This is a genomic window from Luteimonas sp. RC10, from assembly GCF_014192745.1.
GTDB lineage: Bacteria > Pseudomonadota > Gammaproteobacteria > Xanthomonadales > Xanthomonadaceae > Luteimonas.
In genome coordinates, this window is record NZ_JACHYJ010000008.1 from 85,147 (window position 1) to 108,826 (window position 23,680).

The following is a 23,680-nucleotide window of genomic DNA, read 5'->3' on the forward strand; positions in this document are numbered from 1 at the left end:
GGCTTGGCGCAGGTCAGCGGCGTGCGCAGGCCAGGACGTCGTCGAGCAATGCTGCGGCCGTGACCTCCGCACCGGCGCCGGGGCCCTGGATCACGAGCGGTTGTTCGCGATAGCGATCGCTGTGGATGGCGACGCGGTTGCCGGTTCCGCCGCCGGCGCACAGCGGGTGATGCGCCGGCAATGCACGCAGACCGACGCTGGCGCCGCCGAGCGCATCGAAACGCCCCACCACGCACAGCCGCAGCCCGTCGGCGGACGCCGCGGTCCAGCGCGCCGCGAGCGCGGTGTCGAGCTCGGCGAAGCCGGCCTCGAGCGCCCCGATTTCGCATCCGGCCAATGCCGGCGGCACCAGCGATTCGACCGCGACCTGATGCGCCGACAGCGGCAACCCCGCCGCCCGCGCCAGGATCAGCAGCTTGCGGCGCACGTCCTCGCCCGACAGATCGATGCGCGGATCGGGCTCGGTGAAGCCGGCAGCGCGGGCCTCGTGCACGAGGGTCGAAAACGGCTGGCTACCGTCGAACCGGGCGAACAACCAGGCCAGCGACCCCGACAGCACCCCTTCGACGGCGTGGATGCGATCGCCGCCGGCGACCAGCGCACGCAGGCTGCGCAGCAACGGCAATCCCGCACCGACCGTGGCGCTGTCGCCATAGCGGCCGCCACCTTCGCTGCCGACCGCCTCGGTGATCGCCTGCGCCCGGCCGAGTTCGCCGCCGGTGCCGAGCTTGTTGGCGGTGACCACGTGGACCCCGCGCGCGAGCCACTCGGGATGCCAGTCGGCGACCGTCTCGCTGGCGGTCGCATCGACCACGATATCGCCCGGCCGCGGACTCTCGCCCTCGGCCCAAGGCGGAAAGCCGTTGCGTCGGGTCGCCGCGACACGCGCCTGCTCGAGCACCGCCACCGGATCGTCGCCGCAGGCGATCTGCGTGCGCGAATTGCAGATCCGCGCCAAGGCCGGCAGCGCCAGCCCCTGCGCGGCCAGCCGCTGATAGCGCGCGACGAAGGCGCTGCCGACGGTGCCGGTGCCCAGCAACGCGAGCCGGGCGGGCTGCGGCTGCGTCCGGCGCGCACGGCGCAGGGCGACCACCGTGCTCATGCGTCGGCTCCGGCGCGGATCGCTGGCGTCTGGCCGGCGACCGTGGCCGCGCGTGCCAGCGCTGCCTGCAGGTCGGCGAGCAGATCGTCGAGCGCCTCGATGCCGACCGACAGCCGCAGCAGACCTTCGGAAATGCCGGCCGCCTCGCGCGCCTCCGCGCTCATCGCGGCATGGGTCATCGTCGCCGGATGCGCGACCAGGCTCTCGACCCCACCCAGCGACTCGGCCAGCGTGAAGTACTGCAGGCCTTCGACGAACGCGCGCACCGCCGCGCGCGGATCGCGGCCAGCCAGTTCGAACGACAGCATCGCGCCGAAGCCCGACTGCTGGCGCGCGGCGACCGCGTGCCCGGGGTGCGAAGTCAGGCCCGGGTAGTGCACCCGCGCCACCGCCGGATGCGCCTCCAGCAGCGCGACGATGCCGGTAGTGTTCTCCTGATGCACGCGCAACCGCGCATCGAGTGTGCGCAACCCGCGCAGGGTCAGGAAGCTGTCGAACGGCGAGCCGGTGATGCCCAGCGCATTCGCCCACCACGCCAGTTGCGCGTGCACTTCGGCATCGCGCGCCACCACCGCGCCTCCGACGACGTCACTGTGGCCGTTGATGTACTTGGTCGTCGAGTGCAGCACCACGTCGGCGCCGAAGGCGATCGGCCGCTGCAGCGCCGGCGACAGGAAGGTGTTGTCGACCACGGTCAGCGCACCGGCCCGCTGCGCGGCCTCGATGACGAAACGCAGGTCGGTGATGCGCAGCAGGGGATTGGACGGCGTCTCGATCAGCACCAGCTTGGGCCCGCAGGCCAGCGCATCGGCCAGCGCGCGCGGGTCGGTGAGATCGGCGGTGACCAGTTCGAAATGCCCCTTGCGCGCCAGCGCATCGAACAGCCGCCAGCTGCCGCCATAGGCGTCATGCGGCACCACCAGCCGGTCACCGGGCTGCAGCAGCGCGTTGAGCACCAGCGTGATCGCCGCCATGCCGGTCGGCGTGACCACCGCGCCGGCGCCGCCCTCGAGCCCGGCCAGCGCCTCACCGAGCAGGTCGCGGGTGGGATTGCCACTGCGCGTGTAGTCATACTCACGCTTGCGCTCGAAGCCCTCGAAGCTGAAGTTGCTCGACAGCACGATCGGCGGGGTCACCGCGCCGTAGGCCGGATCGCGGTCGATGCCGGCGCGCACCGCGCGTGTGCTGGGGCGGCACGCGGCCGGATCGAAGGACGGGCTCTGGATGCTCATGCAAGATCTCCGTGGTCGGTGTCGCGCAGGGCGACGGCCAGGATGGCGTCGATGCGATCGGTTTCCTTGAGGAAGGCGTCGTGGCCGTAGGGCGAGCGCAGCACGCGCAGCCGGCCGTTCGGCCCGAGGCCCTCGAGCAGCGTCACCGCGTCGGCCAGCGGCACCAACCGGTCGCCCTCGACGGCGACGACGGTGGTCGGCACCCGGACCTGCGCCGGCTCGATCCGGTGCAGATCGATCGATTCGGACAGCCGCAGCCACGCGGCGACCGGCGTGCGCGCGACATAGCGCGCGCCCGCGGCGTCGAGATAGTCCTCGGCGGCAACACGCACACGGCCGTTGACGACTTCGGGCGCGGCGTCGAAGCGCTCTGCGAATTCTTCGGGTGTGCGATAGCTGAGCATCGCGAATTGCCGGGCCAGCGACAGGCCTTGCGCATCGGCGCACTGCAGTTGGCCAAGGGCGACGGTCTGGCGCTGCAGCGCGCGCCACGCCGCGGCGTAGGGATGCGCGCGATGCGCGCCGCTGACCGCGACCAGCCGCCGCAGCCGGCCGCCATGGCGCACCGCGAACTGCAGCCCGACGAGTGCACCGTAGGAATAGCCGACGAAGGCGTGCAGCACCGGGATGTCGAGCGCGTCGAGCAGCGCGGCGATCGCATCGGCCTGGTCGGCGGTGTCGATCGGCGCATCGAGCGCGCCGTCGGCGCCGATGAAATCGAAGGCCAGCACCTGGACGCACGCCGGGTCCAGCGCACGGCCCCCGCCGAGCAGCGCCTCGGACCAGCCCGGCTCGGGATACGACGCGCTCGAGGCGACATGGCGGTGCGCGGAGATGCCGCCGGCCACGAACACCACCGGCGTCCCAGGGGTGCCGCGCAGTTCGTAGCGCAGGCCGACGTGGCGCAAACCGGCGTGGCGCATCGGCAGCGCGACGTCGATGCGGCCACGCAGAGCGCGGTCTTCGGTCGCGGCGTTCGCGGGCGACGACGTGGGCACGAACGCCGGATCGGGGCCGGCGTCGAAATGGCGGGGCGCGGTGTCGACAAGACTCATGGCGATGTCCAGATGGGAACGGACCATCGCGTCTTGCGGGGGATGCCGGAAGCCGCCGACTCGGCGGATGCATCGCCTCGATGCCGAAGCGACGCATGACCATCTTCCGGTGGACGCACAGGTCCCCGCAGGACTTGGCACCGCGACGGGGCCCACGCGGCGCGTGGATCCCATCAGGTTGCCCCGGCATCAAAGGGCCTGTCCCTCCGCCGGTCTCGATGGATGCCACGCAGGTTGCCAGCCCCTGCACGCCATGTCAATCGCTTCATCCGGATGCAGCGATGGAATTCACGGCAGGCGATCGCAGGATCCGACGCCTTGCCGCCGATACAGCCGAGACCACGGTGCAACGAGGCATCGGCGACAGGCGAGCGCCCGGCATAATCGCGCGCATGCGCCGCCCGCCCCTTTCCGACCTGGCCCCACGCGCCAGACGCCTCGGCCCGGTCATCGATGCCGTGCTTGCAGGCAGCCTCGTCGGCCTGGCGCTCGCGCTGCCCCTCGTCGTCTCGGCCCAGACGCCGTCCAGCGCCGCCTGGCCGGCGCCGTCTTCCGCGTCCCCGCAGGGGTCGCCGGCGACAGCCTCGCCAGCGGTCCGACTGCACCGGCAACCCGCCGCCGGGCGCGTGGGCGTCGTCGCGGAGAACACCCTGGCCGGTCCGGTGGAGGTGCTGCTGACCGCCGACGGCGCGACACCGGGCAGCGACCCGCCGCTGCCGGCCCGCGCGACCGTCCCGGCCCATGGCCGCACGCTCGTCGCCTGGTTGCCCGACGCCGCCGACAGCACGGTCACCCTCGCGCTGCAGGCCGTACCCGGCCATCCCAGCGCGCGCCCGCGCGATGTCGAGTACGCCTACCCGCTCCGCGGCGCTCCGCTGCGGATCGCCCAGGGCTTCGGCGGCGGCTTCAGCCATCGCGCCCCCGAGCACGCCCATGCCGTGGACTTCGCGGTCGACGAGGGCACGCCGGTGCTGGCCGCGCGCGATGGCACCGTCATGCAGATCGAGGCTGGCATGTCGGGCCATGCACGCATGGGCGTGGCGCACGACGACCTGGCCCGCGCGAACTTCGTGCGGGTGCTGCACGACGACGGCACGATGGCGCTGTATGCGCACCTGCAGCGCGGCGGCGTGATCGTCGCGCCGGGCGAGCGCGTGCGCCGCGGCCAGATCCTGGGGTTTTCCGGCAACACCGGCGCCAGTACCGGTCCGCACCTGCATTTCGCGGTCCAGGCCAACCGTGGCCTGCGCCTGGAATCGCTGCCGTTCCGCATGTTCGGGCCCGGCGGGGTTCTGCGCTTCGCCCAGCCCCCACCGGACTGAGCCGACCCGCCGCGTATAATCGCCGGCTTCCTGAAGCCTCGAGACCGCACGCACGCGCGTGCGCCGCCTGCATGCCCGACGTCGCCACCGAAGCCGCCCGCCGCCGTACCTTCGCGATCATCTCGCACCCGGACGCCGGCAAGACCACCCTCACCGAGAAGCTGCTGCTGTTCGGCGGCGCGATCCAGATGGCCGGATCGGTCAAGGGCCGCAAGGCCGCTCGCCACGCGACGTCCGACTGGATGGCGCTGGAGAAGGAGCGCGGCATCTCGGTCACCAGTTCGGTGATGCAGTTCCCTTACGAGGGTCGCATCGTCAATCTGCTCGACACGCCCGGCCACGCCGACTTCGGCGAGGACACCTATCGCGTGCTGACCGCAGTCGACTCGGCGCTGATGGTCATCGACGTCGCCAAGGGCGTCGAGGAGCGCACGATCAAGCTGATGGAGGTGTGCCGCATGCGCGACACGCCGATCATGACCTTCGTCAACAAGCTCGACCGCGAGGGCAAGGACCCGGTCGACCTGCTCGACGAAGTCGAGCGCGTGCTCGGCATCCAGTGCGCACCGGTGACCTGGCCGATCGGTATGGGCCAGCGCCTGAAGGGCGTCGTGCACCTGCTCACCGGCGAAGTGCATCTCTACGAGCAAGGCCGTAACTTCACCCGCCAGGACTCGACGATTTTCCCCTCGCTGGACGCGCCCGGCCTGGCCGAGCGGATCGGCCCGGCGATGCTGGCCGACCTGCGCGACGAGCTGGAGCTGGTGCAGGGCGCCAGCCATCCGTTCGACCTCGAGGCCTACCGCGCCGGCCGGCAGACGCCGGTGTTCTTCGGCTCGGGCGTCAACAACTTCGGCGTCCAGCCGCTGCTCGATTTCTTCGTCGAACACGCACCGCCGCCGCAACCGCGCGCCACCACCACGCGCACCGTGGCGCCGCAGGAGGACAAGCTGACCGGCTTCGTGTTCAAGATCCAGGCCAACATGGATCCGCAGCATCGCGACCGGGTCGCGTTCATGCGCGTGTGCTCGGGTCGGTTCGCCGCGGGCATGAAGGCCTTCCACCCGCGGAGCGGCAAGGAGCTCAAGCTCGCCAACGCGCTGACCTTCATGGCCAGCGACCGCGAGATCGCGGCCGAGGCCTATCCGGGCGATGTGATCGGCATCCACAACCACGGCACGATCTCGATCGGCGACACCTTCACCGAAGGCGAGCCCATCGCCTTCACCGGCATTCCCAACTTCGCGCCCGAGCTGTTCCGCCGCGCGCGCCTGCGCGACCCGCTCAAGCTCAAGCAGTTGCAGAAGGGCCTGGCGCAGCTCAGCGAGGAAGGCGCGACCCAGTTCTTCAAGCCGCTGATGAGCAACGACCTGATCCTGGGCGCGGTCGGCGTGCTGCAGTTCGACGTGGTCGCCTACCGGCTCAAGGACGAATACGGCGTGGACGCGATCTTCGAACCGGTGCAGGTCTCGACCGCGCGCTGGATCCGCTGCGCGGACGCCAAGAAGCTCGAGGACTTCCGCGACAAGCACGCCGGCAATCTCGCGATCGACGCGGCCGATCAGTTGGTCTACCTCGCGCCGACCCGGGTGAACCTGCAGCTGGCCGAAGAGCGCGCGCCGGGCGTCGAGTTCCTGGCCACGCGCGAGCATGCGCACGCGATGCCGGCCGCCTGACCGCCGGCTCGACCGGCGCGGTCTGACAGGACCGCGCCGCGGGGGTCATAATCCGACCAGTCCCTCCCCCGTCGGACGCACCAACATGCCCTCCCCTGCCCCGTCCCTGCGCGAGAAGCGCGAGGAATTCGCGAGTGCGCTGACCCACGGCCTCGGTGCGACTGCCGCGCTCGCCGCCGGCGCGGTGTTGATCACGCTCGCCGCGCTGTTCGGCAACGGTTGGCAACTCGGCGCCTCGATCGTCTTCGGCATCACGCTGCTGCTGCTCTACCTGGCCTCCACGCTCTATCACGCCGTCCATCACCCGGTCCTCAAGGGCCGGCTGAAAGTGTTCGACCACTGCGCGATCTACCTGTTGATCGCCGGTACCTACACGCCATTCACGCTGATCGGGCTGCGCGGCACATTGGGCTGGTGGTTGTTCGGCACCATCTGGACCCTGGCACTGGCCGGTGTGGTCTTCAAGCTGTTCTACACCGGGCGCTTCCGTGGCCTGTCGACCGCGATCTACGTGGCGATGGGCTGGCTGGTGGTGATCGCGATCGGCCCGGTCGCCGCCGCGCTCGACACCTGGACCTTGAGCTGGATCATCGCCGGCGGCGTGTTCTACACCCTGGGCACGTTCTTCTACATGCGCGAGTCGATCCCCTACGCGCATGCGATCTGGCACCTGTTCTGCATCGCCGGCAGCGTCTGTCACTACGTCGCAGTGCTGGCGCAGGTCGTACCGGCACGCTGACGCGTCCACGGCCTCTGCGCGCGGCGACTGAACACGCCACAACGGATTCACCCAGGCTTGATCGAGCCGGCGGGATGGTGCCTCGCAAACAGGACGCGAGCCGCGATGACCGATCCCACGCCCACTGCCGTACCGCAGCAGCGCTCGACCACTACGCGGATGCGTAGCGCGTTTTCCGGCCATCCTGGGCGCATCGTGCTGGTGGTGATCGCGGTCCTGCTGTTGCTGGTGATCATCTTCTGGGACTGGAACTGGTTCAAACGCCCGGTCGAGCGCATCGTCCACGCGCAGACAGGTCGGGTACTGCAGATCGGCGGCGACCTCGATGTCGACCTGGGCCGGGTGACCACCGTGCGTGCGGACCGCCTGCGCTTCGCCAACGCCGACTGGGCTCAGGACAGAACGATGGCGGCGGCGGACCGGCTGGAGCTCCAGGTCGAAGTCTTCCCGCTGCTGCGCGGCCGTATCCGCTTGCCCGAGATCCGCCTGGCACGCCCGGTGCTGCTGCTGGAAACCAATCCGGACGGCAACGGCGGCAACTGGACGTTCGACATGGGCGATGGCGACGGCGAGCCGATGCAGATCCGCCGTCTCTGGGTCGACGACGGCCGCCTGCGCTTCGTGGATGCATCGAGCAAGACTCGCGTCGACGTCCGCCTGGCCAGCCGGTCATCGCGCGCAGGGGCCGACGCCGCGCCTGCGATCGCGATCGAAGGCGACGGCCAGTGGAGCGGCAACCGCTTCACGCTCGAGGGCGTGGCCGAGTCACCGCTGGCGTTGCAGGACGAGGACAAGCCCTATCACCTCGATCTGCGCGCGTCGGCCGGCACCACCCACGCACACGCGCGCGGCAGCCTCACTGCGCCGTTCGAACTGCGCGACTTCGATCTGCAATTCGCGCTGTCGGGACGCAACCTCGAACATCTGTATCCGCTGGTCGGGGTTGCGCTGCCCGACACCCCGCCCTATGCCCTCGACGGGCGTCTGACCCGCGACGGCCAGACCTGGCACTACGACGGTTTCACCGGCAAGGTCGGCCAGAGCGATCTCGCTGGCTCGGCCGCCTTCACCGTCGGCGGTGAGCGCCCGTTCCTGCAGGCCGACCTGGTGTCCAGACGCCTGGATTTCGACGACCTGGCCGGTTTCATCGGCGGCACCCCCGACGCCGAAGGCGATGCCCCGTTGGATCCCGAACTCGTCCGACGCGAACAGGCCCTGGCCGCCCGCGGCAAGGTGATTCCCGATACGCCCTATGAGCTGGGCAAGTTGCGCTCGATGGATGCCGACGTGCGCCTGCGTGCGCAACGCATCAATGCGCCGAAGCTGCCGATCGACGACATGGACGCCCACCTCAAGCTCGAGGCAGGCCTGCTCCGGCTCGATCCACTGAACTTCGGCGTCGCCGGCGGCAATATCCGTTCGACCGTGCGTATGGATGCGCGCAAGGACGTCATCGACACTCGGCTCCAGGCCAGCGTCCGCCGGGTCGACCTGGGCGGCCTGTTCCCCGATACCGCCCTCGCCAACCAGGCGGTGGGCAAGATCGGCGGCGATTTCAACCTCGCCGGCACCGGCAACTCGGTGGCCGCAATGCTGGGCAGCGCCAACGGCGATATCGCGGTCGGCATGGGTGCGGGCCGGGTCAGCAACATGCTCGTCGAACTGGCCGGGATCGACATCTACGAGACCCTCAAGTACCTGATCGGCAAGGACAAGCAGATTCCGGTGCGTTGCGCATTCGCCGACTTCGGCGTGCGGAAGGGCGTCATGCACAGTCGCGCGCTCGCATTCGACACCACCGACACTCTGATCGTGGGCGACGGTCGCATCGATCTCGGTCAGGAGACGCTGGATCTGGAGCTGCGCCCGCGTCCCAAAGACCGCAGCATCCTCGCGCTGCGCTCGCCGCTGGTCATCGGTGGCACCTTTGCCGATCCCAGCTTCCGCCCCGACATGGCCCGCCTGGGCCTGCGCGGCGCGGTCGCACTCGCACTCGGTTCGATCGCCCCGCCCGCCGCGCTGCTGGCGACCCTGGAACTGGGCGGCGGCGAGGACAGCAGCTGCGGCGGTGCCTACGCCAAGTGAGCCTCAGCTGCTGCGGCGCAGATCGGCCGGAGGGTCGACGGCAGGCCTGGCAGCGCCCGCCGGATGCCAATCGCGCACGAAGTAGAGCGGCCGCTGTTTGGACTCTTCGTACAGCCGGCCCAGGTACTCGCCGATCACGCCCAGCGCCACCAGTTGCACACCGCCCAGGAACAGGATCACCGCCATCATCGTCGGCCAGCCGGCCACGCGATCGCCGAACAGCATCGCCTTGGCGATGACCCACAATGCGAAGGCGAACGCACCGAACGCAGTGAACACGCCGACGTAGGTCGCCAGCCGCAACGGCGCGGTCGAGAAACTGGTCACGCCTTCGAGCGCGAAATTCCACAGTCGCCAGAAGCCGAATTTCGTGCGCCCCGCCAGGCGCGCATGCCGCTCGTAGGGCAGCGCGACGCGGTTGAACCCGATCCAGCCGAACAGGCCCTTCATGAACCGGTGCCGCTCGCGCAACTGGCGCAGCGCGGCCAGTGCGCGCGGCGACAGCAGCCGGTAGTCGCCGGTATCGGCCGGCACCGGCGTCTTGGCCAGCCGCTGCATGACCCGATAGAACACATGCGCGGTGAGCTTCTTGATCCATCGCTCGCCCTCGCGGCTGAGCCGGGTGCCGTGGACGTCGTCGTAGCCCTGACGCCAGAGCGCGACAAAGCGCGGGATCAACTCCGGCGGATCCTGGCCATCGGCATCGAGGATCATCGCCGCCCCCTCGGTCACCAGATCCAGGCCGGCGGTCAGCGCGATCTCCTTGCCGAAGTTGCGCGACAGCCGCAGCAGCGACACCCGCCGATCCGATACCGCCAGCGCCTGCAGCACCTCCCAGGTCCCGTCGGTGCTGCCGTCGTCGACATACAGCACGCCTGCATCGATCCCGTCGTCGGCGAGCGTCTCCATGACCGCCGCGATCCTGGGGTGTAGCAGCGGTAACGACCGCGCCTCGTCGAAGGCAGCAATGACGATCGTCAGGCGCTCGGCCGGCGCGCCGGCGCTCATCGCAGCGTGTCCAGATAGGCCTCGCCGCCGATCTGGCGGGCATTGCGTTCGATCCACTGCGCCCGGCGCTGGACATAGGGCCCGGGATGGGCGGCGTTGTAGCGCCGCGGGCTCGGCAGCACCGCCGCCAAGCGGGCGCTCTGCGCGCGCGACAGCTGCGCCGCGTCCTTGCCGAAATGCGCACGTGCAGCAGCCTGGGCGCCATAGATCCCGTCACCGAACTCGGCAACGTTCAGATATACCTCCAGGATCCGGGTCTTGGGCCAGAGCAGTTCGATCAGCACCGTGTACCAGGCCTCCAAGCCCTTGCGCACCCAGCTGCGCCCGCTCCACAGGAACAGATTCTTCGCCGTCTGCTGGCTGATCGTGCTTGCGCCCCGGGTCGAGCGGCCACGGGCGTTGTGCGCGCGGGCGCGCTCGATCGCCTCGAGATCGAAGCCACGATGCCGCGCGAAGTTCTGGTCCTCGGCAGCGATCACCGAGACCGCGAGCGACGGCGCGATCCGGTCCAGATCGCGCCATTGGTGATAGAGCACGAAATCGTCCTCGCCGCCGGTCCAGGCCTCGATCTGACGGAGTGCCATGACCGTCGAGAACGGCGGATCGACCACACGCAGCACCAGGACCTGCAGCACGGTGAACCCGATCGCCAGCACCGGCAGCCACAGCAACCGGCGCAGCCATCGGCGCCGACGCGGCGGCCTGCCACGATGTCCAGCGCCTGCTTGCGCCGCGCCGCCCTCGCCCCCATCTTCTCGAACCGACTGCATCATGGCGGCCACTGTATCGGGCACGCCCGATGCCGCCAATCGCCGCTGCTTCCCGACGACCTCATGACCGAAACCTCCGCTCCCGACAGCGACCGGCTGTCCCGCTTCCTGCTCCAGCGCGCCGGCGTGCGCGGCGTCCGAGTGCACCTGACCGAAACCTGGCGCCGGGTCCTGGCGAACGCACGCTACCCCGCCTCGGTCGAGGTCCTGCTGGGCGAGGCCTGCGCCGCCGCCGCACTCTTCACCGGCCATGCCAAGGTCGACGGCCGGCTGTCGGTGCAGCTGCGCGCATCCGGGCCGCTGCGGGCGCTGTTTGCCGAGTGCACCGCAGCCGGCACCATCCGTGGCATCGCGCGGATCGCGGAGACGGGCGCGGAGACCATCTCACGCGACCTGCGCACCCTGGGCGATGACGCGATTCTGGCGCTGACGATCGAGAACCCCGCACAGGGCCGCGACCCGATGCGGTACCAGGGCCTGGTCGGCCTGCAGTCCGAATCGCTGTCGGGCGCGTTCGAGGACTACTTCCGCCAGTCCGAACAGTTGCCGACCCGTGTGCTGCTCGCGGTCGAGGGCGACCACGCCGCCGGGTTGATGCTGCAGAAGCTGCCGGGCGACGAAGGCGACGAAGACGGCTGGAACCGGGCGAGCATCCTGTTTGACACGCTCTCGACCAGCGAATTGCTTCGATGGCCCGTGGAGACGCTGCTGACCCGGTTGTTTCCCGACGACGATCCACAGCTGCTCGGCGAACGTCCGTTGGCCTTCGCCTGTTCGTGCTCACGCGAGCGCGTGGAGGCGATGCTGGTCTCGCTGGGCGAAACGGAGGCCCGCGCGGCCGCCGTCGACGGCGAGGCCTCGATCACCTGTGAATTCTGCGGTCGTGTCTACCGGTTCTCCGCGGACGAGATTGAGCGCTTGCTCGCGGCGCCAGTGGCCAGCGGCGAGGCGTCGGACCGGTTGCAGTAGGGGGCCCTGCCAGAGCACCGGCAGGATTGTTAAATAAACATAAACCCTCTAGAGTAGGGTCGGTGAATCTGGGGAACTTCCCGGCAACGACCGGGTCACATCGGCCATGCGACTGTCTTTGACGCCACTGCTGCTCGCCTCGTCCCTCGCGCTCTGCGTGGCGGCGGGTGCGCATGCGCAGGAAAAGCGTAACCAGACCGTGCTGCCGGTCCTCGATACGTCCGGCAAAGTCGAAGCCTTCCTCGTTCTGGAACCGGCCACGCCGCACCAGGCGGGCGGACGCTGGCGCATGGGCGAGAACCGATTCGACGCCGCCTTCGGCCTCGAACCCGGCAGTTCGCTCGCCTTGCTGTGCAGCCCCGGCAGCAGCTTCAACGGTGCCGTCAGCAGCCTGGCGCGCAATTGCCAGCTCGCCTCGCTCGACGACCCGGCCCCCGGTAACCGTCGGGCCACCGCGACCGCCTCCTTCAGCCGACCCGGCGGCGGTGCCGGCGTGACCTTCGGCGAAGGCCGCGACACGCTGCCGGGCTGGCTGACGCCTGCGCGTGGCGGCTCCGCAGGCCGGGTCGACGTCCACGACCTGACCGTGTTCGCCAGAAAGAACATTGGCGACGACGCGTACGTCTCGCTGGCCGGGACGCTCGCCAAAGCCACCCTGATCCCGTCAGCGACCGCACCGCCCGACCTCAGCGACCAGTGGACGAGCAGCAGCGTCAGCGTCGGCGGCGGCATCGGGCGCTTCAGCGCCAACATCGTCGGCCAGGTCGTCGACACCCCCGGGCTCCCCAAGTGGGAAGGCCTGGGTGTGGGCGTGAGCTGGCGCACGCCCTGGAGCGGCCAACTCACCGTCGGCGCCGAGAACGTCGTCACCCGCGGAAAGAACCCGTTCTCTCGCATGGCCGACCTGCCCGACGACGACGGCGCCGTGCCGTACATCCGGTACCAGCAGGATCTGTAAGAAGGGCGCCATCGGCGCCCTTTTTTTCGTCTTGATCCCCCGCCCACGACGCACGTCGAAGCTGAACAGACATTCAGCTTGACCGGCCTCGCATGGCCTCTTCAGGCGATTTCACGCCGCGCAAGCATTTCGTTAACGGACCTTTAATTTTTCTCTCGCCCTCGCTAGTATCGGCTGCAACCTTGCTGGATTTGGCGTTTCGCTTGACGCCAGCGGCGGGTTCCCCTGGGGAAATCCCAAGACTGACTTGGAGAGAGGAATGAAGTTGAAGACGAACAGGCTTCGCGATGCAGTCACATTCGCGCTTGCAGCAGGTGCAACGACACTCGCAGGTCACGGCGTTGCATTCGCCCAGACCCAGAGTCAGCAGGCCCAGACGGGTTCTTCGGCGACCACCCTCGATCGCATCGAGGTCACAGGCTCGCGCATTCGCCGCGCAGCGATCGAAGGCGCCCTGCCCGTCACGGTCGTCAGCCGCACGGAAATCGACGCTGCCGGCGACATCACGGTGGCCGACTTCCTCCGCAACACGAACTTCAACTCATTCGGCTCCTATCAGTCGACCTCGGGCAGCTCCTGGGGCGGCTTTTCCGGCATCAGCCTGAGAGGCCTCGGCGCCGAGCGCACCTTGATCCTGATCGACGGGCGCCGGGCGCCCAAGGCACCGATGGTCGGTAGCGCCCAGGACCTGAACTCGATCCCCATGGCCGCGATCGAGCGCATCGAGGTGCTCTCGGACGGCGCGTCGGCGATCTACGGCTCCGACGCGATCGCCGGTGTCGTCAACATCATCATGCGCAAGGATCTCGACGGTCTTGAGTTCACCTATGGCGCGGGCCGCCCCACTGAGGCCGGTGGCGATACCGAAGAGATCAGCGTTGTTGTCGGCACCTCGAGCGATCGCGGACACGTGCTGGCAGGCGCGTCCTACAACAAGCGCGATGTCGTCTACACCCGTGACCGCGATTATTGGTTCGGCCCGGATTCGCCCGGCGCTTCCTCGTACTCGAACAACTTCTCCACCCTGGTTCCCGACGCGGACGGGAATCTGACCCGCCCCAGTGCACTCGGTACGGCCGGTCGCCTTCGCCACCCCCTGTACGGCGCAGCCGTGCCGGGACTGTGCACCAACGGCGACGACAGCGACCTGTTCTACCTGAGCGGCTCCACATCCGCCGACCTGACCTGCCAGTTCAATCACAGCGCGACATCGGCCAACCTCACCAGCCTGGAGAACACCGCGATCTTCGGCAAGGGCGAGTTCCAGATCAGCGACGACTGGAGTGTCTACTTCAGCGCGCGGGTGAATCGCAATGAGTCCTTCGGACGCTTCGCGCCCGTTCCCTCCAGCCCGTGGCCCGGCGGCGCCATCCTGCTGGAAGCCGGTACGCCCAATCACCCTGGCACGATCGGCGGCAACAATCCGCTCGCAAGCGACCCTTACTACCAGCAGTTCGCGACGCGTGATCTGCTTCTCTACCATCGCTTCGCCGCTCTCGGCGCACGCGATGGCCGGGTCGAGAACACCACCTACGATTATCTGGGTGGCTTCCGTGGAAGGCTGGGAGAGGTCGATCTCGAATTCGGCGCGCGTTACGTCGAATCGCGCGCCACCAGCCTGGGGACGAACTACGTCGTCGGAGGTCTGGCGCAGCAGGCCATCACTGCAGGCCGCTACAACATCTATGACCCGTACTCAGGCAATCCGGGCGCTCTGGGGATCACCTCGACGATCTCGCGCGACATGAAGACCACCTCCGAGGAGGTGTACGCCAGCGCAGGCTTCGACCTGTTTGAGTTGCCTGGCGGCACGGTCGGCGCGGTCTTTGGCGCCGAGTACCGCGACGAGTATTACCAGGACAATTACGATCCGCTGTCGGAAAGCGGCCAGATCGTCGGCTCGGCCGGCAACTCGGCCGCGGGCGGACGCAGTGTCTATGCCGCCTATACCGAATTCCTGTTCCCGATCTTCGACGGCTTCGAGGTCAACGTTGCCGGCCGGTACGAGGACTACAGCGACTACGGTAGCGATTTTGCACCCAAGGTCTCGCTCCGCTGGCAGCCGATCGATTCGCTGACCCTGCGTGCTTCCTACGGCGAGGGTTTCCGCGCGCCGCCGCTGAACCTGCTGACCCAGAAGACGGCTTTCAGCGCGACGGCGACCACCGATCCGGCCACGTGCACACTGCTGACCGGAACGCCGAGCTGCCAGACGCAGGTGACCACCTACTCCATCTCCAACCCCGCGCTCGGCTCAGAGCAGTCGGAGCAGTGGGGATTGGGCGCGGTGTGGGATGCAGCGAGCTGGCTGAACCTCAGCCTCGACTACTACAACATCGAGATCACCGAGTCCATCCAGTCCGTCAGCCTCGCCACGATTGTCGGCTGCCTGCGCGGCACCATCGACGTGTGCCCGACCGGGATCAGCCAGTTCCCGGGCGGCACCTCGGTACCGAACGAGCAGTTGGGCTTGGGTGCGCAGTTCGACCCGGTCACGGGCGGCATCGTCAACGCGCAGACCGGTTCGGCCAATATCGGCTGGATCCAAACGCAGGGTTACGACTTCAGCACACGGACCAACTTCAACCTGGGCGACTTCGGTTCGCTGCGCAACCAGCTGACGTTGACCTACGTCGGCGAGTACAGCAGTAACGGCAATCCCAACATCGCCGGCCGACCGGGAAGCCCTCGGATGCGCGGCGTGTTGAACAACACCTGGTCGTTCGGTGATTGGACGCTCAACTACAACATCAACTACATCCACGGCACGCAGTCCACCGCGTACCGCGAGTGGTTGGCGCTGGCGCGTAACCCGAACAGGAGCCCCACGCAGGATCGCAATATGGCGTTGTACGAGAGCTATCCCGATCGTCTGCCCTCGTATCTGACCCAGGACATCCAGCTCAACTACCGTGCACCGTGGAATGCCACGATCACGCTGGGCGTCAACAATATCGCCAACAAGGATCCGGTGTACGACACGTCGCAGGGCGGCGCGAGCTACGACTCGTACCTCTACGATCCGTGGGGGCGCGTGCCGTACTTCCGCTACACACAGCGGTTCTGATCAGGCGGCATGTTCGATGGAAGGGGGCCCACCAGGGCCCCCTTTCGGTATGGATAGCGCTGCGAGACTTCCCTTTCACATACGGCGACACGTCCTCGCAAGGAACCCGCCATGGCGTCCTCCACGATCATCACAGCCTTCGCAGTCCCCATCGTCAGTATTCAGATGGAGGACTGTCATACATTGAATGCCGAGCTACGCAGTTTCTTTTTCGCTTGCGCCGAGCAGGGCGAACGATACGCCAACCCCGATCCGTTCACGCATCGAAACCCGGCCTTATTTGAAAGTCAGTTCACCCTGTTCGACTGGCGCCACCCCGCGGTCGCGCGCCTTCGCGACTTCTGCTGGACGCATCTGTATCAGGCGCTGCGCGACCTCAATGGTTACGACACGCAGATGCTGCAACGGCTGCATATCGCACACGAATCCTGGTTTCATGTCACTCGAAGAGGGGGTTACTTCGGCGTGCACAACCACCCTATGCATTCCTGGTCGGGCGTGTATTGCGTTTGCCAGGAGGGCGACAGCGATAACCCGGACAGCGGCAAGTTGACCTTCATCAGCCCTTATGCCGCCAATACCATGTATGTCGACATGGCTTCGCACAGGCTCACTCCGCCTTTCCAGCTAGGGAACATTCCCACGCGGCTCGAACCCGGACAGCTCTTGCTGTTTCCATCCTGGCTGCTCCACGAGGTCACCCCATTCGAGCCCTCAGGCGATGGCTTGCGCATCACCGTTGCGTTCAATGCCCGGTTTCGCTTGCAAGGCGTAGAACCGCAACGCCCACCAGCCGGATTGTGAGCAGGCCAGAGCCCGTGTCTGAGGCCGAATTGCCCGACCCCAAGATTACGGTGCTCTACCTCGGCACCAGCGTCTGCGCCAGGTGCTCGACATAGGCGTCGAATTCCTCCTGCTGCATGCGGGCCTGGTGCAGTTGCAGGTTCAGCTGCAGGAAGCCGACATAGGCGGCGTAGGTGAGGCGCGCGCGGTGCTGGGCGTCCTCGCGGCCGAGTCCGGCCTGGCGGAAGGACGCGGTCAGGTAGTCGAGGCGACGCTTGGACACGCGCTCGATGACCGGTTGCACCGTGGCATGGTCCTGCGCCTTGAGCAGGGCGCTATAGATGACGTGCGACTTGTATTCGCGCGCGACCATGTGGAACAGCGCGCGCAGGCGCTCGCGCGCGTCGGGCATCGATTCGAGCGCACCGAACAGCGCTTCCTGCTCGACATTCTCCCAGCGCTCGAGCGCGGCCTGCAGCAGGGCGTCGCGGGACGGGAAATGCCAGTAGAAGCTGCCCTTGGTCACGCCAAGGCGCCGGGCCAGGGGCTCGACCGCGACGGCCTGCACCCCGGCTTCGGCGATCAGGTCCAGGGCCGCCTGGGCCCAGTCGTCGGCGCTCAGTCGTCCCTGGCGTTCGGTCGCAGCGGTGCCGGTCCGGGCGGTGCCCGCGGCGGGCGATGAAGCGGATTTACTCATTGCCACAGTCTATCCATACGCCTGCGTCGGCAACAGTATCGACGCTCCGAAGACGCGCCGCGGCGCAGCATTGACTTCGGTCGCTCGCGTTACCATACTCGACCGTACGGTCAAGATCGGCCCATCGGGCGACGTCAGTTGTCGCCTTCCTGCCTGCCACGCCGATTGTCGGAGTCCATGATGAGCGTTGCGATCCCTTTCCTCGCCTTCCTCCTAGCCGGCGCGTTCGCCGCCTATCACCGGTTGCGGCTCGCCTACTGGGCCGCGATCACCATCACGTTGTTGCTGGCCTGCTGGCTGCTCGGGGCCAATGCCACCGCGACGGTCGTTGCGGCCGTGGTCGTTGCGCTGATCGCGGTTCCGCTGCTGATCGCGCCGGTCCGCAAGGCGCTGATCACCGCGCCTTTGCTGACGTTCTTCCGCAAGGTGCTCCCGCCGCTGTCGAAGACCGAGCGCATCGCGCTGGAAACCGGCTCGGTCGGCTTCGAAGGCGAATTGTTCACCGGCGATCCGGACTGGAACATTCTGCTGAACTACCCCAAGCCGCAGCTCACCGCCGAGGAGCAGGCCTTCCTTGACGGGCCGGTCGAGACGCTGTGCGCGATGGTCAACGACTGGGAGCTGACCCATGTCCATGCCGACCTGCCGCCAGAGCTGTGGGCCTACATCAAGGAGAACCGCTTCTTCGGGATGATCATCCCCAAGGCCTACGGTGGTCTGGGCTTTTCGGCACTCGCGCACCACAAGGTCATCCAGAAGCTGGCCTCGGTCTCGAGCGTGGTCAGCTCCACGGTCGGCGTGCCGAACTCGCTCGGTCCCGGCGAACTGCTCAATCACTACGGCACCCAGGAGCAGAAGGACTACTACCTGCCGCGCCTGGCGGTCGGCCAGGAAGTGCCCTGCTTCGGGCTGACCGGTCCGTTCGCGGGCTCGGACGCGACCTCGATCCCCGACTACGGCATCGTCTGCAAGGGTGAGTGGAACGGCGCCAACGTGCTCGGTGTGCGGCTGACGTTCGACAAGCGCTACATCACGCTGGCCCCGGTCGCGACGCTGATCGGCCTGGCCTTCCGCATGTACGACCCCGAGGGTCTGATCGGCGATACCCAGGACATCGGCATCACGCTGGCGCTGCTGCCGCGCGACACCCCCGGGGTCGAGATCGGCCGCCGCCATTTCCCGCTCAACTCGCCGTTCCAGAACGGCCCGATCCGCGGCAAGGACGTGTTCATTCCGCTGAGCCAGTTGATCGGCGGCGCCGAGATGGCCGGCAAGGGCTGGAACATGCTCAACGAGTGTCTGGCAGTCGGCCGTTCGATCACGCTGCCGTCCACGGCCAGCGGCGGCGCCAAGGCCGGCGCGGTGATCACCGGCGCCTATGCGCGCATCCGCAAGCAGTTCGGGCTGTCGGTCGGGCGCTTCGAAGGCGTCGAAGAAGCGCTGGCGCGCATCGGCGCCAAGGCCTACGCGATCAGCGCGCTGTCGCAGGCCACGGCCGCCGCAGTGGATCGGGGTGATGTGCCGTCGGTGCCGTCGGCGATCGCCAAGTACCACTGCACGACGATGAGCCGCGAGGTCATCAGCGACGTCATGGACGTGATCGGCGGCAAGGGCATCATCCTGGGGCCGCGCAACTTCGCCGGCCGCAACTGGCAGGCCGCGCCAATCGCGATCACCGTCGAGGGCGCGAACATCATGACGCGCAGCCTGCTGATCTTCGGACAGGGCGCGATCCTGTGCCATCCGTGGGTGATGAAGGAGATGAAGGCCGCGCAGGACCCCGATACCGCGGCCGGCCTGGAGGCGTTCGACCGCAGTCTGTTCGGCCACATTGGTTTCGCGATCTCCAATGCGGTGCGCTCGTTCTGGTTCGGCCTGACCGGTGCCCGCATCGGCGCGGCGCCCGGCGATGCCTACACCCGGCGCTACTTCCGCAAGCTCGACCGCTACTCGGCCAACCTCGCACTGATGGCCGACGTGTCGATGTTGATGCTCGGCGGCAAGCTGAAGTTCAAGGAGTCGCTGTCGGGCCGGCTCGGCGACGTGCTCAGTCACATCTACATGACCAGCGCGATCCTCAAGCGCTATCACGACGAGGGGGCGCCCGAAGCCGACAAGCCGCTGCTGGCCTGGGCGTTCCACGACAGCGTGCACAAGATCGAAACCGCGCTGTCGGCGGCGCTGCGCAACTTCCCGATCCGTCCGGTCGGCTGGCTGATGTGGGCGCTGATCTTCCCGCTCGGCCGCCGCGCCGAGGCGCCCGGCGATCGCCTGGGGCATCGTGTGGCGGCGTTGCTGATGAGCCTCAACGATGCGCGCGAGCGTCTGGCCGATGGCGTGTTCCTGCAGCCGACCGAGCACAATCCCGGTGGCCGCATCGCCAGCTACCTCGCCAAGGCGGTCGCGGCCGAGCCGGTGGAGCGCAAGTTCCTCAAGGCGCTCAAGAGCAAGGGCATCGAGGCGCTGGACTACGACGCGCAGTTGGACGAGGCGGTGCGTGAGGGCCATATCAGCGCCGAGGAACGTGCGCTGCTCGAGGAACTGCGCGCGCTGACGCTCGACACGATCACCGTCGACGATTTCGACCCCGAGGAGCTGCGCTCGGCCGGCTATCGCGACCTGGTCGCACGACGCCGCGAAGACAGGTCCCGCGAAGCAGCCTGAGGCGGCGATCTGCGAACCCGAACGGGCACGGTCCTCCTGGGGGCCGTGCCCGTTGTCGTCTCTGGAGCCGCGTATGCCATCGCGCAGTCTTTCCCGCTTTCGACGCCGCCCTGCTCATCGCCTGTGGCGTGCACAGCCTGGCGTTTGCGGTGTTCCACCTCGCGTTCTGGCGTCTGTTCGGCTGGCCGCGCACGCTTCAGACGACGACGATCGCCAACCGCGCGATCTTGCAGATCGCCAATGCGCAACTCGTGCTGGTGTTTGCCGGCGTCGCGTGGCTGTGCCTGGCGATGTCGGACGTGCTCGCCGGCATGGCGGCCTTCTGGTGGCTGCGGCTGACACTGCAGTTCGTCTGGCTCCGCGTGCACCATCGACTGGTGCATGGGCTGAGCGCCCTGTTCCTGCTCGGTGCGCTGATGTTCACCACGCTGGCGGTGCATGGGCTCGCATCCGGCTGAGGCCGGTCAAGCGCCCCCTCACCGGCGCGTCTAGACGATCGGGTCGCGCCCGCGATCGGGCAGCCGCCGCTCGGCGCGGACCACGCGCCAGGCCCCGGCCAGCATGCCTGCGGCGATGCCCACGCCGGCCAGGAACACCACCTGCGAGCCCAGCACGGCCAAGGCCTTGTGCACCCACACGAAAGTGACATCGCCGCCGCGATAGACCGCGGTGTCGATGACCGCCTTGGCCTTGTAGCGGGACTCACGGTCCACGCGGGTATAGAGCGTCTCGCGCGCGGGCTTCGACAGCGAGAACTCGCTGGCCCGGGTCGCGACCTGGACCACCGCCACCAGCAACGGATAGGGCGAGGCCGCGAGCAGCGAGAAGCCGACCAGGATCGCGCAGGCCGGCAGCAGCAGCAACGGCGCCACACCGTAGCGGCGCAGCAGCCAACGGGTGAGCAGCAACTGGACGACGATCGTCAGCCCGTTCACGGCCCAGTCGATGGTCGAGTAATAGCGCGTGGCCGCCTCGGCGGTTGCGTACGACGCGCGCACGATCGCCGCCTGTTCGTTGTAGAGCAGCGTGCCGACGCCGACACCGAAGAACATCAGCAACGCCAGCCCGCGCAACAGCGGATCGCGGACGATCAGCTTCAGCCCGGCCCAGATCGAGCCGCCGATCGCACGCTCGTCCTGCGCGGCGCGGCGCGCCTCATTCCGGCGCGCCCAGGCCCGCAGCTTGAGGATGCACAGCAGGCACACGGCGAGAAAGCCCGCGCTGATCAGCGGCAGGGTCTGCACCCCGAGACGCCCGACCAGCAACGTCGTGATCAAGGGCCCCAGGAACGCGCCGATCGTTCCGCCCGCGCCGATGTAGCCGTAATAGCGCTTGGCGTGCGCATCGTCGAAGACGTCGGCCATGAAGCTCCAGAACACGCTGACCGCAAACAGGTTGAACACCGCGATCCAGATGAAGAACAGCGCGCCGCGCCCGGGCAAGGCGCTGTCGAAGGCCCACCGGAACGCCATGAGACACGCGATGAAGATCAGGTAGACCAGCGGCAGGAAGACCCGCCTGGGAAAGCGCGAGACCAGCGCGCCGTAGAGCGGCTGCAACACCAGCATCACGAAGAACGTGCCGGTGAACAGCACCTGCAGGGTGAACTCAGCCAGTGCGATGCCGCGTGCGGCGGCCCAGTCGAGCATGAAGCCAGGAAAGATGGCGACCGCGTCGGTCGACGCGCCCATCGCATCGCGCACCGGGCGCAGCACGTAGTAGCCGCACAGCAGGCAGAAAAAGTACAGCAGCGCCCACCACAGCGGCGGCGACTCGCGCAGCGCACGCCGGAACTGGCCGCGCCCGTGGGGAGCATCGGCGTCAACGTCGGTCATCGGGACACGTGCGGGAGGCGGCTGTCGACGCGCACGTTAGCCGATGCCCCGGTTCACCGCCAGCGCCGGACACACCGCAGCCCTATCCTTGTCGCCCCGCACCCGCCCGGTTGTCCGATGCCCCCAACGCCCCCGCCCGTCCACGACTACATCATCGTCGGCGCCGGTTCTGCCGGCTGCGTGCTCGCGCACCGGCTCAGCGCCGACCCCAAGGTCCGGGTGTTGCTGCTCGAGGCCGGCCCCAACGACAGCCACCCGTTCCTGCACATGCCCGCGGCGGCAGGCAAACTCCGTGGCCGCGGCATGACCTGGGACGACACCACCGCGCCGCAGCCACCGCTTGCCGGGCGCACCCTGCGGTGGCCGCATGGGAAGGTGCTGGGCGGCTCGAGCGCGATCGACGCGATGTGCTACACCCGCGGCGCCCCGGCCGACTACGACGACTGGGCCGCCCACGGCGCCGAGGGCTGGGCCTGGCGCGACGTGCTGCCGTGGTTCCGGCACGCCGAAGGCAATGGTCGCGGCCGCGATCCGTTGCATGGCAGCGACGGGCCGCTGACGGTCTCCGATCTGCGTCATGTCGATCCGCACACGCGGCGGTTCATCGAGGCGGGACAACAGGCCGGGTTGCCGGCCAATGCCGACTTCAACGGCCCCGACCCGCACGGCGTGGGTCTGTACCAGGTGACCCAGCGTGACGGCGCCCGCTGCTCGGCAGCGACCGCGTACCTGGACCGTGCGACCAGGGCACGGCCCAACCTCACGATCGTGACCGGGGCGCGGGTCAACCGGGTGACGTTCGAGCACGGCCGCGCGAACGGCGTGGTCTACGCGAGCGCGCGCGGCGCGTTCCATCAGCCGGCGACGCGCGAGGTGCTGTTGTGCGGTGGCGCGGTCAACTCGCCGCAACTGCTGATGCTCTCGGGCATCGGCCCCGCGCTGGCGCTGCGCCGGCATGGGCTGCCAGTGGTGCACGACGCGCCGGATGTCGGGCGCAACCTGCAGGATGCGCTCGGCATCCGCATCGCGCTCCCGAGCGACTGTCCCCCGCGCCACCGCCGCATGCGGGAGGCGGCGATCGCCTGGAACTACTTCGTGCGCGGCCGGCGCGGTGCGGGGACCAGCAACGGGTTCGAGGCGGGTGGCTTCTTCCGCTCGCCGCTCGCCGGCGATGACCGCGCCGACATCCAGTTCCACTTCGCACCGGCGCAGCTCGATGCCCACGACCCGCGGTCGTTCGATGCGGGCTGCAGCCTGCGCGCCTGCGTCCTGCGACCGCGCAGTCGCGGCGATGTACGACTGACCGGCAACCGGATCTCCGACCGGCCGCGCATCGACCCCGGCTACCTCAGCGATCCGGCAGGCTTCGACCTGCGGATGCTGGTCGAGTGCGCGCGCATCGCGCGCACGATCCTGGCGCAGGCCGCCTTCGATGGCATCCGCAACGCGCCGCTGCCGCCGGGCGACGCGGCCTCGGACGACGAACTCGCCGCGTTCGTGCGCGACCAGGCCGAGTCGGTCCTTCGCGCGGCCGGCACCTGCCGCATGGGCACCGACGACCAGGCCGTCGTCGATCCGCAACTGCGGGTCCGCGGGGTCGCCGGCCTGCGTGTCGTCGATGCCTCGGTCATCCCCACGCTGCCCGGCGGCGACCTCAATGCGCCGGTGGTCATGCTCGCCGAACGCGCCGCGGCCTTGATCCTGCAGGCGTGATCCAG

Annotated in this window: 18 protein-coding genes and 1 riboswitch; of the genes, 11 read left to right on the top strand and 7 right to left on the bottom strand. The window is 68.5% G+C overall.

Annotation, left to right across the window (positions count from 1 at the left end):
- Positions 1-13: 13 nt before the first annotated feature.
- The 3 genes from FHW73_RS14390 to FHW73_RS14400 are packed head-to-tail and all read right to left on the bottom strand — an operon-like array spanning position 14 to position 3,389.
- Positions 14-1,102 (bottom strand): homoserine dehydrogenase, encoded by a 1,089-nt coding sequence (locus FHW73_RS14390; protein WP_183427447.1) that lies wholly within the window; start codon positions 1,100-1,102, stop codon positions 14-16.
- The gene (locus FHW73_RS14395; protein WP_183427448.1) at positions 1,099-2,334 is read right to left on the bottom strand and encodes an O-succinylhomoserine (thiol)-lyase; all 1,236 of its coding nucleotides are present in this window, start codon (positions 2,332-2,334) and stop codon (positions 1,099-1,101) included. Before FHW73_RS14395 ends, FHW73_RS14390 begins: the two co-directional genes overlap by 4 nt.
- On the bottom strand, positions 2,331-3,389 hold the full coding sequence (locus FHW73_RS14400; RefSeq protein ID WP_183427449.1) for a homoserine O-succinyltransferase: 1,059 nt from the start codon (positions 3,387-3,389) through the stop codon (positions 2,331-2,333). Before FHW73_RS14400 ends, FHW73_RS14395 begins: the two co-directional genes overlap by 4 nt.
- Before the next feature lie 96 nt (positions 3,390-3,485).
- A riboswitch (SAM riboswitch) is annotated at positions 3,486-3,614 on the bottom strand.
- Positions 3,615-3,781: 167 nt separating this feature from the next.
- Here FHW73_RS14400 and FHW73_RS14405 point away from each other — a divergent pair.
- The 4 genes from FHW73_RS14405 (at position 3,782) to FHW73_RS14420 (ending at position 9,211) form a co-directional block, all read left to right on the top strand.
- Positions 3,782-4,711: a M23 family metallopeptidase gene (locus tag FHW73_RS14405; protein ID WP_221187576.1), complete on the top strand. Its 930-nt coding sequence runs from the start codon at positions 3,782-3,784 to the stop codon at positions 4,709-4,711.
- Between the two features lie 71 nt (positions 4,712-4,782).
- Positions 4,783-6,387 carry a peptide chain release factor 3 gene (locus tag FHW73_RS14410; protein ID WP_183427450.1) on the top strand — a complete coding sequence of 535 codons (1,605 nt, stop codon included), beginning with the start codon at positions 4,783-4,785 and terminating at the stop codon, positions 6,385-6,387.
- 85 nt (positions 6,388-6,472) lie between these two features.
- Positions 6,473-7,126 carry a hemolysin III family protein gene (locus FHW73_RS14415; RefSeq protein ID WP_183427451.1) on the top strand — a complete coding sequence of 218 codons (654 nt, stop codon included), beginning with the start codon at positions 6,473-6,475 and terminating at the stop codon, positions 7,124-7,126.
- A 159-nt stretch (positions 7,127-7,285) separates the two neighbouring features.
- A complete protein-coding gene (locus FHW73_RS14420) occupies positions 7,286-9,211 on the top strand; it encodes an AsmA family protein (protein ID WP_183427609.1) in 1,926 nt (641 codons plus the stop codon).
- A gap of 3 nt (positions 9,212-9,214) precedes the next feature.
- Here FHW73_RS14420 and FHW73_RS14425 read toward each other — a convergent pair whose 3' ends face one another.
- Together FHW73_RS14425 and mtgA are read right to left on the bottom strand one after the other, a co-directional pair.
- A complete protein-coding gene (locus FHW73_RS14425) occupies positions 9,215-10,219 on the bottom strand; it encodes a glycosyltransferase family 2 protein (RefSeq protein WP_183427452.1) in 1,005 nt (334 codons plus the stop codon).
- Positions 10,216-10,890 carry a monofunctional biosynthetic peptidoglycan transglycosylase gene (gene mtgA / locus FHW73_RS14430; protein WP_255493015.1) on the bottom strand — a complete coding sequence of 225 codons (675 nt, stop codon included), beginning with the start codon at positions 10,888-10,890 and terminating at the stop codon, positions 10,216-10,218. Before mtgA ends, FHW73_RS14425 begins: the two co-directional genes overlap by 4 nt.
- A gap of 162 nt (positions 10,891-11,052) precedes the next feature.
- On the opposite strand from mtgA, the gene FHW73_RS14435 reads away from it, so the two are divergent.
- The 4 genes from FHW73_RS14435 (at position 11,053) to FHW73_RS14450 (ending at position 16,787) form a co-directional block, all read left to right on the top strand.
- Positions 11,053-11,958: an Hsp33 family molecular chaperone HslO gene (locus FHW73_RS14435; protein WP_183427611.1), complete on the top strand. Its 906-nt coding sequence runs from the start codon at positions 11,053-11,055 to the stop codon at positions 11,956-11,958.
- 106 nt (positions 11,959-12,064) lie between these two features.
- Positions 12,065-12,916 carry a hypothetical protein gene (locus FHW73_RS14440; RefSeq protein ID WP_221187577.1) on the top strand — a complete coding sequence of 284 codons (852 nt, stop codon included), beginning with the start codon at positions 12,065-12,067 and terminating at the stop codon, positions 12,914-12,916.
- A 259-nt stretch (positions 12,917-13,175) separates the two neighbouring features.
- Entirely contained in the window at positions 13,176-15,983 is a 2,808-nt protein-coding gene (locus FHW73_RS14445) for a TonB-dependent receptor (RefSeq protein WP_183427453.1), read from the top strand.
- 111 nt (positions 15,984-16,094) lie between these two features.
- On the top strand, positions 16,095-16,787 hold the full coding sequence (locus FHW73_RS14450; protein ID WP_183427454.1) for a putative 2OG-Fe(II) oxygenase: 693 nt from the start codon (positions 16,095-16,097) through the stop codon (positions 16,785-16,787).
- A gap of 55 nt (positions 16,788-16,842) precedes the next feature.
- Here FHW73_RS14450 and FHW73_RS14455 read toward each other — a convergent pair whose 3' ends face one another.
- Entirely contained in the window at positions 16,843-17,463 is a 621-nt protein-coding gene (locus FHW73_RS14455) for a TetR/AcrR family transcriptional regulator (RefSeq protein ID WP_183427455.1), read from the bottom strand.
- Positions 17,464-17,643: 180 nt separating this feature from the next.
- Here FHW73_RS14455 and FHW73_RS14460 point away from each other — a divergent pair, with 180 nt between their 5' ends.
- Together FHW73_RS14460 and FHW73_RS14465 are read left to right on the top strand one after the other, a co-directional pair.
- A complete protein-coding gene (locus tag FHW73_RS14460) occupies positions 17,644-20,127 on the top strand; it encodes an acyl-CoA dehydrogenase (RefSeq protein ID WP_183427456.1) in 2,484 nt (827 codons plus the stop codon).
- Positions 20,128-20,255: 128 nt separating this feature from the next.
- On the top strand, positions 20,256-20,585 hold the full coding sequence (locus FHW73_RS14465; protein WP_345776193.1) for a hypothetical protein: 330 nt from the start codon (positions 20,256-20,258) through the stop codon (positions 20,583-20,585).
- Positions 20,586-20,615: 30 nt separating this feature from the next.
- Here the strand turns inward: FHW73_RS14465 and FHW73_RS14470 are convergent, their stop codons facing one another.
- On the bottom strand, positions 20,616-21,962 hold the full coding sequence (locus FHW73_RS14470) for an MFS transporter (protein ID WP_183427457.1): 1,347 nt from the start codon (positions 21,960-21,962) through the stop codon (positions 20,616-20,618).
- Positions 21,963-22,079: 117 nt separating this feature from the next.
- Between FHW73_RS14470 and FHW73_RS14475 the strand changes: the two genes are divergently transcribed.
- Positions 22,080-23,675, top strand: coding sequence for a GMC family oxidoreductase N-terminal domain-containing protein (locus tag FHW73_RS14475; RefSeq protein WP_183427458.1), 1,596 nt, complete (start codon positions 22,080-22,082; stop codon positions 23,673-23,675).
- Positions 23,676-23,680: the final 5 nt, after the last annotated feature.

Bases quoted from the DNA above. Each gene is read 5' to 3' on its own strand.
- FHW73_RS14450 (WP_183427454.1), top strand. From the start codon at position 16,095: ATGGCGTCCTCCACGATCATCACAGCCTTCGCAGTCCCCATCGTCAGT.
- FHW73_RS14425 (WP_183427452.1), bottom strand. From the start codon at position 10,219: ATGAGCGCCGGCGCGCCGGCCGAGCGCCTGACGATCGTCATTGCTGCC.
- FHW73_RS14440 (WP_221187577.1), top strand. From the start codon at position 12,065: ATGCGACTGTCTTTGACGCCACTGCTGCTCGCCTCGTCCCTCGCGCTC.
- FHW73_RS14460 (WP_183427456.1), top strand. From the start codon at position 17,644: ATGAGCGTTGCGATCCCTTTCCTCGCCTTCCTCCTAGCCGGCGCGTTC.
- FHW73_RS14455 (WP_183427455.1), bottom strand. From the start codon at position 17,463: ATGAGTAAATCCGCTTCATCGCCCGCCGCGGGCACCGCCCGGACCGGC.
- FHW73_RS14415 (WP_183427451.1), top strand. From the start codon at position 6,473: ATGCCCTCCCCTGCCCCGTCCCTGCGCGAGAAGCGCGAGGAATTCGCG.
- FHW73_RS14405 (WP_221187576.1), top strand. From the start codon at position 3,782: ATGCGCCGCCCGCCCCTTTCCGACCTGGCCCCACGCGCCAGACGCCTC.
- FHW73_RS14475 (WP_183427458.1), top strand. From the start codon at position 22,080: ATGCCCCCAACGCCCCCGCCCGTCCACGACTACATCATCGTCGGCGCC.
- FHW73_RS14395 (WP_183427448.1), bottom strand. From the start codon at position 2,334: ATGAGCATCCAGAGCCCGTCCTTCGATCCGGCCGCGTGCCGCCCCAGC.
- FHW73_RS14445 (WP_183427453.1), top strand. From the start codon at position 13,176: ATGAAGTTGAAGACGAACAGGCTTCGCGATGCAGTCACATTCGCGCTT.
- FHW73_RS14400 (WP_183427449.1), bottom strand. From the start codon at position 3,389: ATGAGTCTTGTCGACACCGCGCCCCGCCATTTCGACGCCGGCCCCGAT.
- FHW73_RS14420 (WP_183427609.1), top strand. From the start codon at position 7,286: ATGCGTAGCGCGTTTTCCGGCCATCCTGGGCGCATCGTGCTGGTGGTG.
- FHW73_RS14410 (WP_183427450.1), top strand. From the start codon at position 4,783: ATGCCCGACGTCGCCACCGAAGCCGCCCGCCGCCGTACCTTCGCGATC.
- FHW73_RS14390 (WP_183427447.1), bottom strand. From the start codon at position 1,102: ATGAGCACGGTGGTCGCCCTGCGCCGTGCGCGCCGGACGCAGCCGCAG.
- FHW73_RS14435 (WP_183427611.1), top strand. From the start codon at position 11,053: ATGACCGAAACCTCCGCTCCCGACAGCGACCGGCTGTCCCGCTTCCTG.
- FHW73_RS14470 (WP_183427457.1), bottom strand. From the start codon at position 21,962: ATGACCGACGTTGACGCCGATGCTCCCCACGGGCGCGGCCAGTTCCGG.